Origin of the sequence: Vibrio natriegens NBRC 15636 = ATCC 14048 = DSM 759 (assembly GCF_035621455.1) — a bacterium.
Lineage (GTDB): Bacteria > Pseudomonadota > Gammaproteobacteria > Enterobacterales > Vibrionaceae > Vibrio > Vibrio natriegens.
This window is the reverse complement of the sequence record NZ_CP141822.1, coordinates 2,631,028-2,645,784: the sequence shown is the minus strand read 5'-3', so window position 1 is coordinate 2,645,784 and position 14,757 is coordinate 2,631,028. Positions and strand designations below refer to the sequence as shown.

Below are 14,757 nucleotides of genomic sequence, written 5' to 3'. Positions count from 1 at the left end.
AGCTAAGCATATGCGCATCGGAGTTTCATTATTTCTTTGTTGATCTCTTTTACGGCTCTGAAGTGACGTTGCTCCGCTTTCTCAGGCAGCATTAGTTTGCCGTTATCAAACTCGAATTTACCGACCCCGTAAATATAAATTCTTCCCTTAAAAAGACGACTTATATGTTTAGCAATCATACCTGGTGTATAGCGCTTAAACAGTCTCATATTTACTTTCCTTTTTTCTTACCTAGCTCAGGTTATTCTACGTTTTTCACGCGAAATTATTGTGATAGCAATACTACTAAGTGCAGGTGAGATGTAACAACTTAGAGATTTGTGCTGTCTTTGGCAAATTGACGGCTTTATGTCTCAAATTGCGTGAGGATTACCCCAAAATTCACCTATTAAGAAACGTTATTCGTTCTTTATTCTTTTGTACGTGGTGCATTAAGCAATAGTTTTGTTACAGGATTAAGAATAGAAGGAAATTGAATGTTTGCTAAATGTTTCTTTTTTAACGCTCATTCCATTTTCTCTTGTTACTTATTCTTAGAGTAAGAAGGCTGAGAAAAAGTTCATACAAAAAAAAGCCCGCTTTAGCGGGCGAATAGTCACAGATGCATTACACAAAAGTGGATTGCTGACTTAACAAAGACTGTTATCGAAATCAGCGGATTCACTTTATGTCGGCTGAGTCCTGTTGAAAACTCAACCAACACAAGCATCATATACGAGTTTTTTCTTAGTGACTATTTATGTTTTAAAAATGATTAAAAATTCTCAAGCAATTTACGCGTGATGTGATCTGTGTCACGTGTTGGGGGCTGGTCTTGTAATCGATTACGCTCGTAGTCTAAATCAACGACAAATATCCGCGACGACAGGCTGACATAGCTTGACTAGGTCATCGATTGATAAAGCGATGCCTGCCATTCGATCACCACTGCTGATCGTGACTTCCCCTTCGTTTAAGAGGCTTGGGTCAAAAACGATTGGCATATGACGTTTAAGTAACAGCGGAGTCACTGTGCCAATTTTGTATCCGGTAATGCTTTCAACATCCGCTTGGTCGACACAAGTCATGCGTCGGCATTGAAGGAGTGAGCGAACCTTTTTAGGGTCAATACTTCGGTCTCCTGGAGCACAGGCAAGTGCATAAAGATTCCCCATATCTCTCAGCAGGATAGCTTTAACCATTTGAGAAGGGCGAATGCCACGCTGCTGCGCGGCATCTTCAATGGTGGTAGAAGGTCTTTGATGCGGTAGCAAGCGAAACGTGATGTTTTGCTCTGCCAAAAACTGCATTAAAGGGGTTTCAATGAGTTTACTCATCGTCAAGGCTGTAAGGCAGTTCTGCGATGGTCCATTCACATTCTGGCTGAGAGACTAAACGCAAACGCGTGTCGTCATCTAAGTTATTGGGTAAGACGATCAAGCCAATTGCTTGGTTATCGGCAAACTGGTAATGAGTCAGTAGAGCACCGACTGAGCGCCAGTTCTCACCAACACTACGTTCTAGTTGGACTGGTTCATCATTGAGGTTTGTCGCTGTTGCGCCTTTCACGATGTACATCGCACGTTTATTCGTACCGCGGTATTTGGCACGTGCCACGGTTTCTTGCCCAGTGTAACAACCTTTAGTGAAGCTGATACCACCAAGTGCTTGCAGGTTGAGTGCTTGTGGAATGTGCTCGTTTTGCGCCGCTGCTGGTACAAATGGTAGTGCCGCTTCAATCTCAAAACGGTTCCAAAGTTCATGTGTCGTCAGTGTAGCGTCACTGTTTTCAATCATCGATTGAGCCGCATCGCTGGTCAATAGCAGCAGCCAGCGGTTGTCTGCCACTTTGACGGCAGTGCCGCCGTTAATCGCACGTACATCACCAGACTCTTCGCTGATGCCATCGATAAACGAATTGGCTTGAGAGCCAGCAACGCCAAGAATAATGTCGTTGGATTCTTCGATCGTAACTTTGGAAAATACAGCGTATTTCTTAATTTCTTTTAATTCGATTTCAAGGGCTGACTTTGGTTGGATCAGTCCATAGCCATCTTGGTGATGGAATAAGCGGAAAACACTCCACACTTTGCCTTTGGCATCACAATGTGCCCCAAGTGTTGATTGGTCTTTCTCAAGAGAGACAACATCGCAGGTGACCTGGCCTTGTAAGTATGATTTTTTGTCATCACCCACCATGGTGATCACGCCTAGGTTATCCAACAGTGAGATAGAGAGCTCAGGTAAAGTATCTTGAGTTGATAGGGGTAGAGCTGAAAAGCGAGTTTGCCATTCCATGATTACAATGCCTTTTGAAGATGTTTTCAGCTATGTTAATTCGAGAATCGTTATTTGTCAGCTTTCATTATAAGCAAGTACTCTCAAGGGGTTTGGTTCGCGTATTGTGACCCGTACACTAGTTGCGTAGCATATCCCTTGTTACACTCCGCACTTATAACAAGACATCTATGAAGGAATAATGAATGTACACTCCTGAAGAAAAGGCGCGTATTAAATGGGCTTGCCGCAGAGGTATGCTTGAGCTGGATGTGGTGATTATGCCGTTCTTTGAAGAGTGCTTTGATGCGCTGAGTGAGCAGGAACAGCATGACTTTGTTTCTTTGCTTGAGTGTGATGACCCTGATCTGTTTACCTGGATTATGGGACACGGACGTAGTGAGAACCTGAGCCACGCTTCAATGGTTGATAAAATTGTCGCCCACAACCTCAGTAAAGTTCGTTAATCTCACACTTTCCTCCTCAAATACTGCCCGAGTTATTAGCTTTGTTCTTCTTTTCTCTATGACTTGGGCGGTCACCCTTTCCGATACCCCAATTGTATTATCTATTTATCTGTTATTAATGATCGCGAAGCTGCACTTTGGTCAACTTTTGGTTGCGCCTGCCAGCCAAGGTATCTGGCATGTTCATTGTGATGGCACGATAAGAAGCGAATCAACACAGACTCAGATCAAGCAGATCGACTTGTCGACCCTGCCTTTTAATATCACCATTACACTGCAATCTGGAGATAGTGTGACAGTATGGCGCGATAGCTGCGCCGATACACAATACCGTCAGTTAAGCCTGGTATTGCGTCAGTGGGAAATGAAACAGGGAGCTGATGCTCCCTGTTGATATGTTGCATTAAGCACTGTCACCAATATTATTTATCAGACAGTTGCTTCGCCGGAGTTAGAATTGTCGGTCCACTGTTTTCCAATTGGTTTGGGTAATCCAGTGTGTAGTGCAGGCCGCGACTTTCTTTGCGTTGCATCGCACAACGTACCATCAGTTCAGCGACTTGAAGTAGGTTTCGCAGCTCAAGCAAGTTATTGGATACGCGGAAATTACTGTAGTACTCGTGCGTTTCTTGCTGAAGCATTTGAATGCGTCGTAGTGCACGTTCCAAACGCTTATCCGTACGCACAATGCCCATGTAGTCCCACATAAACAGACGCAATTCGTGCCAGTTATGCTGGATAATGACTTCTTCATCACTGTTGGTTACCTGGCTTTCGTCCCAGCAAGGCACTTGAGGAGCCAGTTCAACTTCAGAGCGGTGTTTCAGAATGTCTTTTGCCGCAGACCATGCGTAAACCACACACTCTAATAGCGAGTTAGATGCCATGCGGTTTGCACCGTGAAGGCCGGTGTAGCTCACTTCACCGATCGCATATAAGTTTTTAAGATCGGTACTTCCGTTTCTGTCTACGATGACACCACCACAGGTGTAGTGGGCTGCCGGAACAATCGGAATCGGCTCTTTGGTCATATCAATTCCCAGATCCATCAAGCGAGAGTAGATCGTCGGGAAGTGCTTGGTAATGAAATCCGCTGGCTTATGGCTAATATCGAGATACATGCAATCAGCACCCAGACGCTTCATTTCAAAGTCGATCGCACGAGCGACAACATCGCGTGGGGCTAACTCTTTACGTTCATCAAAATCCGGCATGAAACGAGAGCCATCAGGGCGACGTAAATATGCGCCTTCACCACGCAAAGCTTCTGTAAGCAGGAAGTTACGCGCTTCAGGGTGGTACAAACAAGTTGGGTGGAATTGGTTGAACTCCAAGTTTGCTACGCGGCAGCCAGCACGCCACGCAATGGCAATACCATCACCAGATGAAACGTCTGGGTTGGATGTATATTGGTACACTTTTGAAGAGCCACCTGTCGCAAGAACCACAAATTTTGCACGTACGGTTTCTACATGCTCTTCGTTACGGTTCCAGATATAAGCGCCGATGACTTTATTTTTGTCACCACCAATTTTATCTTCCGTGATCAGGTCAAGCGCATTGTGTCGTTCAAGAACATGAATGTTTGGATGATTGTGTGCGTTATCTTGCAGGGAAGTTTGCATCGCCATACCCGTTGCATCCGCAGCGTGCAGAATACGGCGACAACTGTGTCCGCCTTCTCGGGTTAGGTGGTAACGAGGTTCTTCGTCGGAGTCGTCTTCTTCACGATCGAATGGAACACCGCCATCAATGAGCCACTGTACACATTCTTTTGAATGCTCAGCGATAAATCTCACGGTCTCTTCATCACAGATACCATCACCTGCGATTTGGGTGTCTTCAACGTGTGATTCAATTGTATCTGACTCATCAAACACCGCTGCGATACCACCCTGAGCGTAATAGGTCGCCCCTTCGCTACGTGGCCCTTTACTAAGTACCATTACTTTACAGTGATTTGCGACACGTAAAGCCAACGACAAACCTGCGGCTCCACTCCCTACCACTAACACATCACATTCATGTTCACGATTTGTGTTCATATAACTTTCATAATCCCAAGCTAAGACAACAACGTTATCTTGTATATTATTTGCACACCATGTGCACTTCCATTAGCGTGACATCCGTCACTAAGGGCTAAGTTGGGAGTTTCATCTAAATTACAGTTACTCTGGTGACTTGAGCCACTCTTCTTTTTAAGTATGCCCAGGTCGGAGACCTTAAATTACATACGAATATTTTTGAGCTTTATTTAACAACGCGTTATTCAGACAGCCAACAGCCATGCAAATGATAAGTAATAGTTTATCAATATCATTGCTTTTCCATGCTCTACCCAGCACAATTTGGACAGAGGGCGATTATTATACCCATTTCCCCCTAATTTGCTCGCCTGACAAACTTAGATTTAAGTTTAAGAAGAGTAGGGATTTGGCGCATGACATCACACTGTGAAAAAACAATGATAAAAATTTGGGAAGTCCCGGAACTTTCTCATTCACATTGCAGTCACAATAGTGCTCAAGTAAGCAGTGGTGTCAATACTACGTTTTGCAGAAATAGTACCCATATCTGAGAAGAGTAGGGGCATAACAAATAGGAGTATCCGCTCGAATGAACGAGCAGCTGACCGATCAAGTATTGATTGAGCGAGTTCAGAATGGCGATAAGCAAGCATTCAACCTGCTGGTAACGAAGTATCAGAACAAGGTATGTAATCTTATCTCCAGATACGTAAGTAATCCTGGCGATGTTCCAGATGTAGCACAAGAAGCGTTTATCAAGGCTTACCGAGCTATCCCCAGTTTTCGAGGGGAAAGTGCGTTTTATACGTGGCTGTATCGCATTGCAGTGAATACTGCGAAAAATCACATTGTGGCCCAAGGGCGAAGACCCCCAGCGACAGATGTTGATGCTGAAGATGCTGAATTTTACGAAACAGGTAGTGCACTTAAAGAAATTTCGAACCCTGAGAACTTAACGTTGTCCAAAGAACTGCAACGGGTAGTGTTCAGTGCAATCGAAGCCTTACCTGAAGATTTAAAAACAGCAATGACGTTGCGAGAGCTTGACGGCTTGAGCTATGAGGAAATTGCTGAAGTAATGGATTGCCCGGTAGGAACGGTACGCTCACGTATCTTCCGTGCTCGTGAAGCGGTGGAAAAGAAAATCAAACCTCTTTTACAACGCTAGTACAAGTAATAACTATGGTGAAAACAATGGCTGACAAAGAAAAACTTTCAGCTCTCATGGATGGAGAATTGATCGATAAGGCTTTAATTCAAGAATTAGGGCAAGATCAAGAGAGCCGTAAAGCTTGGCAGAATTATCACCTGATTGGTGATGTGATGCGAGGCGAAGCGCCAGCAAAACCAGAGTGGAATATTGCTGAAAGCGTGGCGTTAGCGTTAGAAGATGAACCAGTGCATCGTGCTGTCGATTCACATAGTGCCAACGTGATATCAATTACGGATGCACCTAAAGAGTCGCAACCAGAACCGCAAAAAGCCAAACGTCAGCTACCAAGTTGGTTGACTCAATTTGGACAAGTTGCCGTTGCTGCGTGTGTATCGCTAGTCGTCATCTTAGGTGTACAGCAGTACGGTGGAAGTGATTCTACGGTGCCTCAAGCTGAACAGTTGCCTGTATTGCAAACCGTTCCATTCGCGGGTAGCGCAGAACCTGTGAGTTTAACTCGTGAATCTGTAGAGCGTTCTATGGGTGAAGCAAATATGCAGGAGCAACGTAAACGTGTTCATGCTATGCTGCGAGACTACGAATTACAGTTAAGAATTAACAGTGATGCATCTCAGCAAGATGCGACTCTGACTCCGGATGTTGAATGAATAAATTCCTGATCAGCGCTTGCGCTCTGTTCAGTATGATGTCTTCACAAGCCTTTGCTGGTGATAAACCAGCGGAGGCTTTATTGCATCAAATGAGCGAGGCAAGTAAGAATTTAAGCTACGAGCTCTCTTATATCCTCATCAAAAAGAACAGTATTGAACCTTTACTGTACCGCCACGCGACTCACGGTGAAGAGCAATACGCCCACCTTATTTATCTCAGCGGCCCTGTGCGTGAAGTCATTCTCCGTGGTAGTGAAGTCAGCTACATCGAAACAGGTGCAGAGCCTTTCACGATAGAATCTGGAAAAATGGTTGCACCGACCATCCCAATGCTAAATACCAACATTGATGAACTGAATCGCTATTATGACTATGTTCAGGTTGGTCGAGCTCGTGAAGCCGGTGTTGCTACTCAGGTGTTGCGTATCGTACCGAAAGATGGCTTACGCTATTCATATATCCTTTGGGTTGATGAAAAGAGCAAGCTTCCACTGCGAGCTGATCTTGTTGATCGCGATGGCGAAGTTCTAGAGCAATACCGTACGATTTCATACACAGTGAATACTAAAATTGCTGAGCTCATGAGTGGCTTAGAAGATGTTCAGTTACCTGCTGTTCTTACCATGCCTAAAGGTGAGGTAAGCACCAGCGACTGGGTTGTCGGTTGGATACCAGATGGTTTTGAGGCTAATGAACTCAATCGCTACCGCATGGCGGTCAGTGATCAAATGGTAGAAAGCCAAATGTATTCCGATGGGTTATTTAATTTCTCGGTTTATGTAGCGAGTAAAGATGAGCACTCATTGAAAGGTCAGCTTGTACGCCAAGGTCGCAGAACGCTGCACAGCTACGTAAATGGCGATTATGAAATCTCCGTCGTAGGCGATATTCCTCCTGCAACCGCGCAACGTATAGCTCAATCTGTTACATTTAAAGTAACCAATAATCAGTAAACATGAGTAACGTGCGATGATGACTGCGCTAGCGACTGTGACAGGGGTTGAGCGTCACGGTAAGCGATATGAAATTGACCTGAGCTGCGAGCAGCAAACCAGTTGCAGCAGCTGCTCGTCTCAAAAAAGTTGTGGCACTGGTGTGGTCACGAAAGCCATTGGTAATAAAAGCCTTTCCTGGCATTTGCGCACAGAAAAAGCCGTGCAAGTCGGACAAGTCGTCGAAATTGGTTTCCCTGAATCCAGTTTAATTAAATCTGCGATGGCGGTGTACCTGCTGCCACTGTTTGGTCTGATACTCGGTGCACTTTTCGGTCATCTACTGTTTGCTCCTCTCATCGCAGGTGGTGAAGGCGTAATTATTCTCTCTTCAGCACTATTTGCTGCTGGTGGCGTTTGGTTAGCGAAGCGTGTATCCAAGCCACTTGAAGATGAATCGCAGCGCCAAGTCACGTTAGTTCGAGTGCTTGGAGAGCCGATCCAGTAAGCTCTGACCCCGCCCCCTTTCAGTCACTTGGGTTTATGTACTTTAAATTACGTGCGCCCGCTAACGAAATTCGGTAGAATCTGCCAACTTGATTGAAATGCCATCAGATGATGGCTTTCTTACTGTCCCTATTTTGTAAAGAGTTAGTCAGCCTAAATCTATGAAGCACATTCGTAACTTTTCGATTATCGCCCACATCGACCATGGTAAGTCGACCCTATCAGACCGTTTAATCCAAGTTTGTGGAGGATTGAGCGATCGTGAAATGGCCGCACAGGTTCTGGATTCAATGGATCTTGAACGTGAGCGTGGTATCACCATTAAATCTCAGAGTGTGACGCTAAACTACACCGCTAAAGACGGTGAAACATACCAGCTAAACTTCATCGATACTCCGGGACACGTAGACTTTGCATACGAAGTATCACGCTCTCTAGCCGCTTGTGAAGGCGCGCTATTGGTGGTTGATGCTGGCCAGGGTGTAGAAGCGCAAACGCTAGCGAACTGTTACACCGCGATCGAAATGGATCTGGAAGTTGTGCCAATCCTAAACAAGATCGATCTTCCAGCTGCAGATCCTGAACGTGTAGCAGAAGAAATTGAAGAAATCGTTGGTATCGATGCGATGGAAGCAACCCGCTGTTCTGCGAAAACAGGCTTGGGTGTTGAAGACGTACTAGAAAACATCGTATCAGCGATTCCAGCGCCAGAAGGTGATCCAGACGCACCGCTACAAGCGCTGATCATCGACTCATGGTTTGATAACTACCTTGGCGTAGTATCTTTAGTGCGAATCAAAAATGGTTCACTGAAGAAGAACGACAAGATCAAAGTAATGAGCACAGGTCAAACTTGGGGTGTAGACCGTTTGGGTATCTTCACACCTAAGCAAGTGGACACTGAGGTTCTAAATACTGGCGAAGTAGGCTGGGTTGTTTGTGGTATTAAAGACATCCTAGGCGCACCAGTAGGTGATACGCTGACACTGGCGAAAAACGGCAGTGACAAACCACTACCAGGCTTTAAGAAAGTAAAACCTCAGGTATACGCTGGCTTGTTCCCTGTATCATCGGATGATTACGAAAACTTCCGTGATGCGTTAGGTAAATTAAGCCTGAATGATGCGTCACTATTCTACGAGCCAGAAAACTCTGCAGCTCTGGGCTTTGGTTTCCGTTGTGGTTTCCTTGGCATGCTGCACATGGAAATTATCCAAGAACGTTTAGAGCGTGAATACGATCTAGACCTAATTACAACTGCGCCTACGGTAGTCTACGAAGTAGAGAAAACCGATGGTGATTTGCTGTATGTCGATAGCCCAGCGAAACTGCCTGCGGTAAACGACATCGAAGAAATCCGCGAGCCAATCGCACGTTGTAATATCCTGGTACCGTCTGAATACCTAGGTAACGTTATCACACTGTGTGTTGAAAAACGTGGTGCTCAGGTGGATATGGTTTATCACGGTAACCAAGTAGCCGTGACTTACGATATTCCAATGGCAGAAGTGGTTCTCGACTTCTTCGACCGTCTGAAATCGACTTCTCGCGGTTATGCTTCTCTGGATTACAACTTCCAGCGCTTTGAAGCGTCGAACATGGTTCGCGTAGACGTACTTCTGAACGGTGACACGGTTGACGCGCTAGCGATGATCACACACAAAGATCAGTCTCAGACTCGTGGTCGTCAGTTGGTTGAGAAGATGAAAGAGTTCATCCCTCGTCAGATGTTTGATATCGCGATTCAGGCTGCGATCGGTAACCACATCATCGCGCGTTCGACGGTTAAACAGCTACGTAAGAACGTTATCGCGAAATGTTACGGTGGTGACGTTAGCCGTAAGAAGAAACTTCTGAAGAAACAGAAAGAAGGTAAGAAGCGTATGAAGCAGATCGGTAACGTCGAACTGCCTCAAGAAGCGTTCCTGGCGATTCTTCACGTAGGCAAAGACTAGAATTGAACTTTGTTCCATTCTTGTTGGTCATAAGACGTTAGAACTTAAATTAAGTGAAAGAGTTAGCGCTCTTTCACTTTCGCATTTTTAGATAAGGGAATTTAATGGCGAATACATTCTCACTGATTCTGGTTATCGTGACCTTGGTAACTGGTGTAGTTTGGCTTTTGGAAAAACTGGTGTTTGCAAAGAAACGTCAGGCAAAAGTCGCAGAGATCGAAGCGCAAACAGCTAACGGCTTAGATGCAGTCACCCTGCAAAAAGTAGAACGCCAGCCTTGGTGGGTTGAAAACAGCGTCTCTATTTTCCCTGTGATCGCGTTTGTACTCGTATTACGTTCTTTTATCTATGAACCGTTTCAAATCCCATCTGGCTCAATGATGCCTACTTTGCTGGTTGGGGATTTCATCCTGGTAGAAAAGTATGCCTACGGTCTGAAAGATCCCGTATGGCGTACTGAGCTGGTAGAAACAGGCAAACCAGAACGTGGCGATATCGTCGTGTTTAAATATCCTCCTCACCCTAGCATTGATTACATCAAGCGTGTGGTTGGTCTACCAGGGGATATCGTGCGTTACTCAAACGACAAGCAGATTTGTATTCAAAGCAAAGGTGAATCGAGCTGTAAGCCAGTTAAACTGAGTAATGTCGAAGAGAGTCAATTTAGCTCAAATGGTATCCCGATGATCCAGTTGGATGAAAAACTGGGTAACGTTGAGCACAATATTTTGGTTAACCCAATTGTTCGCAATCATGTGGAGCAGTACTTCCCACGTAGCGGAACAACAGAATGGGTTGTACCACAAGGTCAGTACTTTGTGATGGGTGATAACCGTGACAACAGTGCAGACAGCCGTTACTGGGGCTTTGTTCCTGAAGCAAACCTAGTCGGCAAAGCTGTCGCCATTTGGATCAGCTTCGAGTTTGAGCGTGGCGCAGATAGCGTTCTACCTTCATGGATTCCAACGGGTGTGCGTTTTAACCGCATCGGTGGTATTCACTAACTTCTCGTCATATTTGAAGTCGCAGCGTTGTTGACTGCATAAATCCCCCCTAGTTACATAGTACATCTATGCTCATAGGGCTGAATTTATTTGTCGCCTAGCTGCAACTTCAACTATATAGAGAAATAAACATTAATGTCGAGAGAGTATGAATTCTCCAATTGATAAACTAGAGCGTAAGCTCGGCTACCAGTTTAAAGATGCCGAGCTTATCAACTTGGCGCTGACTCACCGCAGCGCCAACAGTAAGCATAACGAACGTCTTGAGTTTCTGGGCGATTCAATTTTAAGTTTTGTCATCGCTGATGATCTGTACCATCGTTTCCCGAAAGTGAACGAAGGTGACATGAGCCGTATGCGTGCTACTTTGGTTCGCGGACACACATTGGCGGAACTGGGTCGTGAATTCGATCTAGGAGATTATTTAAAATTAGGTCCAGGTGAATTGAAGAGTGGTGGCTTTCGCCGTGACTCTATTCTAGCCGATGCGGTGGAAGCCATTATTGGTGCAATTTACCTAGATAGTGATATTGAAGCAGTGCGTGGCATTGTACTGAGCTGGTACAAGTCTCGCCTTGAAGCCATTAAGCCTGGTGTATCACAAAAAGACCCAAAAACTCGCCTCCAAGAGTTCCTGCAAGGCAGAAGAAAACCACTGCCTGTTTACACAGTGACTAATATTAAAGGTGAAGCGCACAACCAAGAATTTACGGTTGAGTGTGAAGTCGCAGGTGTGGATAAACCTGTAATCGGTAAAGGCACCAGCCGCCGCAAGGCAGAACAGGCGGCAGCGGAAACAGCACTTGAGCAATTAACTAATGGCTGATAACGAATTCGATATCGATGCATACTTTGCATCACATGGTGAAACGAGTTCACCAGAAAACCAGCACTGCGGCTTTATCGCCATTGTTGGTCGTCCAAATGTAGGTAAATCGACCCTTTTAAACAAAATCTTGGGTCAGAAGATTTCGATTACCTCTCGCAAACCGCAAACCACACGCCACCGTATTATGGGTGTGGACACTGACGGTGACTATCAGGCGATTTACGTCGATACACCTGGACTTCATATTGAAGAAAAGCGTGCAATCAACCGTTTGATGAACCGCGCGGCAAACTCTTCGTTGAGTGATGTGAACTTGGTATTCTTCTTAGTCGATGGTACCCATTGGACTAAAGACGACGAGATGGTACTGACGAAGTTGCAGAAATCGAACTTCCCTGTTGTGCTGTGTGTAAACAAAGTCGACAACGTACAAGATCGCAATGAAGTGATGATGCACATGGCGGACATGTCTAAGAAAATGGACTTTGTCGACGTTGTGCCAATCTCAGCGAAGCAAGGCAAGAACATCGATGTACTGCGTAAACATGTACGCGACCATTTACCAGTAGCGACGCATCACTTCCCAGAAGAGTACGTGACAGACCGTTCACAGCGCTTTATGGCATCTGAAATTGTTCGTGAGAAGCTGATGCGTTTCACGGGTGAGGAGCTTCCTTACTCAGTGACGGTAGAGATTGAACGTTTTGACTACAACCCGGAAACCGATGGCTTCCATATCAATGCACTGATTCTGGTTGAACGTAGCGGTCAGAAGAAAATGGTGATCGGTAAAGGTGGCGAGAAGATCAAAACCATCGGCCGTGAAGCTCGCCTGGATATGGAAGAGCTGTTTGGTCGTAAGGTTTATCTCGAAACTTGGGTTAAAGTGAAATCTGGTTGGGCTGACGACGAACGTGCGCTGCGCTCACTGGGTTACATCGACGATCTATAAACTTGAAGCGAAGCCACTTCGCTCCAACATCGATTAGAATAAGGAGCCGCTTGGCTCCTTATTTTTTATTACTCAGTAATTAGACGATTAGGCACACCGATATAGATGAGTAACCAGTCCTCTGAAGGCTTACAACGCTGCTTTGTTTTGCACCGAAGACCTTACAGTGAATCGAGCTTGATACTTGATGTGTTCAGTGAGGAGTATGGCCGCATCACATTGATGGCCAAAGGCGCGCGTAGTAAACGTTCGAACCTGAAAGGGGCGCTACAGCCATTCACGCCACTGTTACTAAAATGGTCAGGCAAAGGGTCAATGAAAACCTTAAGACAGGCCGAGCCTATCAGCCTTGGCTTACCCTTAACAGGTATTAACCTTTACTCTGCTATGTACGTTAATGAATTGATTGGACGTGTATTGATGGCAGAAGTGCCAATGCCAGCCTTGTTTCACGATTATCTGCATGCATTAACCGAACTTGCTCAGTGCGATAATCCTGAGCCAGCACTGCGACGATTTGAACTGGCCTTGCTTTCTACGATGGGGTACGGCGTCGATTTTATGCACTGTGCAGGGACAGGTGAACCTGTCGAAGCGAACATGACTTACCGTTATCGTGAGCAGAAGGGATTTATTGCTTCCGTGAGGCGAGACAACCTGACATTTTTAGGTAATGAATTGATTGCAATCAGTGAGCGGCGCTTTGTCACTAAAGAGCAGTTAAAAGCGGCAAAACGCTTTACACGTATAGCCTTAAAGCCGTATCTTGGCGGCAAACCTTTAAAAAGTCGTGAATTGTTTATTCACACACCCAGAGCACGGAGTAATGGAAAATGAGCTCAATCTATTTAGGCGTTAATATCGATCATATTGCTACTTTACGTAACGCACGTGGTACAAAATATCCGGATCCTGTTCATGCTGCTGAAATTGCAGAGCGAGCGGGTGCTGATGGTATTACTATTCACTTGCGTGAAGACCGCCGACATATTTTGGACCGTGATGTACGTATTCTGCGTGAAACTATCCAGACGCGCATGAACCTAGAGATGGCTGTAACCGATGAAATGGTTGAGATTGCTCTGAAAACCAAACCGGAATTCGTTTGTCTAGTACCGGAAAAACGTGAAGAACTGACGACAGAAGGTGGCCTGGATGTGGTTGGTCAACTGGCTAAAGTGAAGGCGGCAACGGAGAAACTAACCGAAGCGGGTATTAAAGTTTCTCTGTTTATCGATGCAGACCGTCAACAGATTGATGCAGCTAAGCAATGTGGCGCGCCTTATATTGAACTTCACACTGGTCACTATGCTGATGCGACAACTGAGGAAGAGCAGCAAGCGGAACTGAAAAAAATTGCAGCTGGCGCAAGCTATGCTGACGATTTGGGTATCATCGTTAATGCGGGTCATGGTTTGACTTACCATAACGTTGCCCCTATTGCAGCGTTACCAGAAATCTACGAACTGAACATTGGTCACTCGATCATTGGCCGCGCTGTCTTCGATGGCTTAGAGAAAGCGGTTGCTGATATGAAAGCTTTGATGATCGAAGCTCGTAAGTAATCAGGCATACGAATGGCTATTTTAGGTTTAGGCACTGACATCGCGGAAATTGAGCGCATTGAAAAAGCGCTGGATCGCACTGGCGAGTCATTTGCTCAGCGCATTCTTTGTGAAGAAGAGATTCTGAAGTTTTCACAGCTAAAGCAAAAAGGGCGTTATCTTGCCAAACGTTTTGCAGCCAAAGAAGCGGCATCGAAAGCACTGGGAACCGGCATTGCAAAAGGGGTGACCTTTCACGACTTTTGCGTGACTAACGATGATCTGGGGAAGCCGGTAATTTCCTTGTCTGGTACGGCGCAGCAAATAGCTCAAAAATTGGGGGTGAACCATGTTCACCTTTCGATCTCCGACGAGAGACACTACGCTGTTGCGACCGTGATTTTAGAGTCCTGAATCGTCTGAATTTCTTGTAAAGAAACCAAATAGCAAAAAGCCA

General features: G+C 45.5%; 17 protein-coding genes. 13 read left to right on the top strand and 4 right to left on the bottom strand.

Translation table 11 applies throughout. The features are described from left to right. Window positions 1-2: 2 nt before the first annotated feature. The 3 genes from VER99_RS11950 to ygfZ all read right to left on the bottom strand — a co-directional run bounded on the left by VER99_RS11950 (window position 3) and on the right by ygfZ (window position 2,277). The gene (locus VER99_RS11950; RefSeq protein WP_014233006.1) at window positions 3-209 is read right to left on the bottom strand and encodes a DUF1107 domain-containing protein; all 207 of its coding nucleotides are present in this window, start codon (window positions 207-209) and stop codon (window positions 3-5) included. Between the two features lie 633 nt (window positions 210-842). Continuing rightward, window positions 843-1,316, bottom strand: a complete 474-nt coding sequence (locus VER99_RS11945) for an aminoacyl-tRNA deacylase (RefSeq protein ID WP_020333982.1) — start codon at window positions 1,314-1,316, stop codon at window positions 843-845. Then, a complete protein-coding gene (gene ygfZ / locus VER99_RS11940) occupies window positions 1,309-2,277 on the bottom strand; it encodes a tRNA-modifying protein YgfZ (protein WP_020333981.1) in 969 nt (322 codons plus the stop codon). Before ygfZ ends, VER99_RS11945 begins: the two co-directional genes overlap by 8 nt. A 185-nt stretch (window positions 2,278-2,462) precedes the next feature. On the opposite strand from ygfZ, the gene VER99_RS11935 reads away from it, so the two are divergent. Both VER99_RS11935 and VER99_RS11930 read left to right on the top strand, forming a co-directional pair. After that, window positions 2,463-2,723 (top strand): FAD assembly factor SdhE, encoded by a 261-nt coding sequence (locus VER99_RS11935; RefSeq protein WP_014233003.1) that lies wholly within the window; start codon window positions 2,463-2,465, stop codon window positions 2,721-2,723. Then, window positions 2,692-3,117, top strand: a complete 426-nt coding sequence (locus tag VER99_RS11930; protein ID WP_236614654.1) for a protein YgfX — start codon at window positions 2,692-2,694, stop codon at window positions 3,115-3,117. The genes VER99_RS11935 and VER99_RS11930 overlap by 32 nt, the downstream gene beginning before the upstream one ends. Window positions 3,118-3,145: 28 nt before the next feature. On the opposite strand, the gene nadB is transcribed toward VER99_RS11930, so the two are convergent. Beyond that, complete coding sequence (gene nadB / locus VER99_RS11925; protein WP_014233002.1) at window positions 3,146-4,768, bottom strand: L-aspartate oxidase; 1,623 nt, start codon at window positions 4,766-4,768, stop codon at window positions 3,146-3,148. A gap of 574 nt (window positions 4,769-5,342) precedes the next feature. Here nadB and rpoE point away from each other — a divergent pair. From rpoE to acpS, 11 genes are all read left to right on the top strand, one after another. Next, entirely contained in the window at window positions 5,343-5,921 is a 579-nt protein-coding gene (gene rpoE, locus VER99_RS11920) for an RNA polymerase sigma factor RpoE (protein WP_014233001.1), read from the top strand. A 26-nt stretch (window positions 5,922-5,947) separates the two neighbouring features. After that, entirely contained in the window at window positions 5,948-6,574 is a 627-nt protein-coding gene (locus tag VER99_RS11915; RefSeq protein WP_014233000.1) for a sigma-E factor negative regulatory protein, read from the top strand. Continuing rightward, a complete protein-coding gene (rseB, locus tag VER99_RS11910; RefSeq protein WP_014232999.1) occupies window positions 6,571-7,530 on the top strand; it encodes a sigma-E factor regulatory protein RseB in 960 nt (319 codons plus the stop codon). The genes VER99_RS11915 and rseB overlap by 4 nt, the downstream gene beginning before the upstream one ends. A 16-nt stretch (window positions 7,531-7,546) precedes the next feature. Continuing rightward, window positions 7,547-8,017 carry a SoxR reducing system RseC family protein gene (locus VER99_RS11905; protein WP_014232998.1) on the top strand — a complete coding sequence of 157 codons (471 nt, stop codon included), beginning with the start codon at window positions 7,547-7,549 and terminating at the stop codon, window positions 8,015-8,017. A gap of 160 nt (window positions 8,018-8,177) precedes the next feature. Further along, a complete protein-coding gene (gene lepA / locus VER99_RS11900; protein WP_020333977.1) occupies window positions 8,178-9,971 on the top strand; it encodes a translation elongation factor 4 in 1,794 nt (597 codons plus the stop codon). Window positions 9,972-10,075: 104 nt separating this feature from the next. After that, entirely contained in the window at window positions 10,076-10,975 is a 900-nt protein-coding gene (lepB, locus tag VER99_RS11895; protein WP_014232996.1) for a signal peptidase I, read from the top strand. 148 nt (window positions 10,976-11,123) lie between these two features. Beyond that, window positions 11,124-11,801, top strand: a complete 678-nt coding sequence (rnc, locus tag VER99_RS11890; protein WP_014232995.1) for a ribonuclease III — start codon at window positions 11,124-11,126, stop codon at window positions 11,799-11,801. Then, on the top strand, window positions 11,794-12,756 hold the full coding sequence (era, locus tag VER99_RS11885; protein ID WP_014232994.1) for a GTPase Era: 963 nt from the start codon (window positions 11,794-11,796) through the stop codon (window positions 12,754-12,756). The genes rnc and era overlap by 8 nt, the downstream gene beginning before the upstream one ends. A gap of 105 nt (window positions 12,757-12,861) precedes the next feature. Then, on the top strand, window positions 12,862-13,593 hold the full coding sequence (gene recO / locus VER99_RS11880; RefSeq protein ID WP_014232993.1) for a DNA repair protein RecO: 732 nt from the start codon (window positions 12,862-12,864) through the stop codon (window positions 13,591-13,593). Further along, window positions 13,590-14,321, top strand: coding sequence for a pyridoxine 5'-phosphate synthase (gene pdxJ, locus VER99_RS11875; RefSeq protein ID WP_020333976.1), 732 nt, complete (start codon window positions 13,590-13,592; stop codon window positions 14,319-14,321). The genes recO and pdxJ overlap by 4 nt, the downstream gene beginning before the upstream one ends. A gap of 12 nt (window positions 14,322-14,333) precedes the next feature. After that, the gene (gene acpS / locus VER99_RS11870; RefSeq protein ID WP_020333975.1) at window positions 14,334-14,714 is read left to right on the top strand and encodes a holo-ACP synthase; all 381 of its coding nucleotides are present in this window, start codon (window positions 14,334-14,336) and stop codon (window positions 14,712-14,714) included. Window positions 14,715-14,757 lie beyond the last annotated feature (43 nt).

Bases quoted from the DNA above. Each gene is read 5' to 3' on its own strand.
- pdxJ (WP_020333976.1), top strand. From the start codon at position 13,590: ATGAGCTCAATCTATTTAGGCGTTAATATCGATCATATTGCTACTTTA.
- rnc (WP_014232995.1), top strand. From the start codon at position 11,124: ATGAATTCTCCAATTGATAAACTAGAGCGTAAGCTCGGCTACCAGTTT.
- VER99_RS11905 (WP_014232998.1), top strand. From the start codon at position 7,547: ATGATGACTGCGCTAGCGACTGTGACAGGGGTTGAGCGTCACGGTAAG.
- rseB (WP_014232999.1), top strand. From the start codon at position 6,571: ATGAATAAATTCCTGATCAGCGCTTGCGCTCTGTTCAGTATGATGTCT.
- nadB (WP_014233002.1), bottom strand. From the start codon at position 4,768: ATGAACACAAATCGTGAACATGAATGTGATGTGTTAGTGGTAGGGAGT.
- era (WP_014232994.1), top strand. From the start codon at position 11,794: ATGGCTGATAACGAATTCGATATCGATGCATACTTTGCATCACATGGT.
- VER99_RS11935 (WP_014233003.1), top strand. From the start codon at position 2,463: ATGTACACTCCTGAAGAAAAGGCGCGTATTAAATGGGCTTGCCGCAGA.
- ygfZ (WP_020333981.1), bottom strand. From the start codon at position 2,277: ATGGAATGGCAAACTCGCTTTTCAGCTCTACCCCTATCAACTCAAGAT.
- VER99_RS11950 (WP_014233006.1), bottom strand. From the start codon at position 209: ATGAGACTGTTTAAGCGCTATACACCAGGTATGATTGCTAAACATATA.
- lepA (WP_020333977.1), top strand. From the start codon at position 8,178: ATGAAGCACATTCGTAACTTTTCGATTATCGCCCACATCGACCATGGT.
- rpoE (WP_014233001.1), top strand. From the start codon at position 5,343: ATGAACGAGCAGCTGACCGATCAAGTATTGATTGAGCGAGTTCAGAAT.
- lepB (WP_014232996.1), top strand. From the start codon at position 10,076: ATGGCGAATACATTCTCACTGATTCTGGTTATCGTGACCTTGGTAACT.
- recO (WP_014232993.1), top strand. From the start codon at position 12,862: ATGAGTAACCAGTCCTCTGAAGGCTTACAACGCTGCTTTGTTTTGCAC.
- VER99_RS11945 (WP_020333982.1), bottom strand. From the start codon at position 1,316: ATGAGTAAACTCATTGAAACCCCTTTAATGCAGTTTTTGGCAGAGCAA.
- VER99_RS11915 (WP_014233000.1), top strand. From the start codon at position 5,948: ATGGCTGACAAAGAAAAACTTTCAGCTCTCATGGATGGAGAATTGATC.
- acpS (WP_020333975.1), top strand. From the start codon at position 14,334: ATGGCTATTTTAGGTTTAGGCACTGACATCGCGGAAATTGAGCGCATT.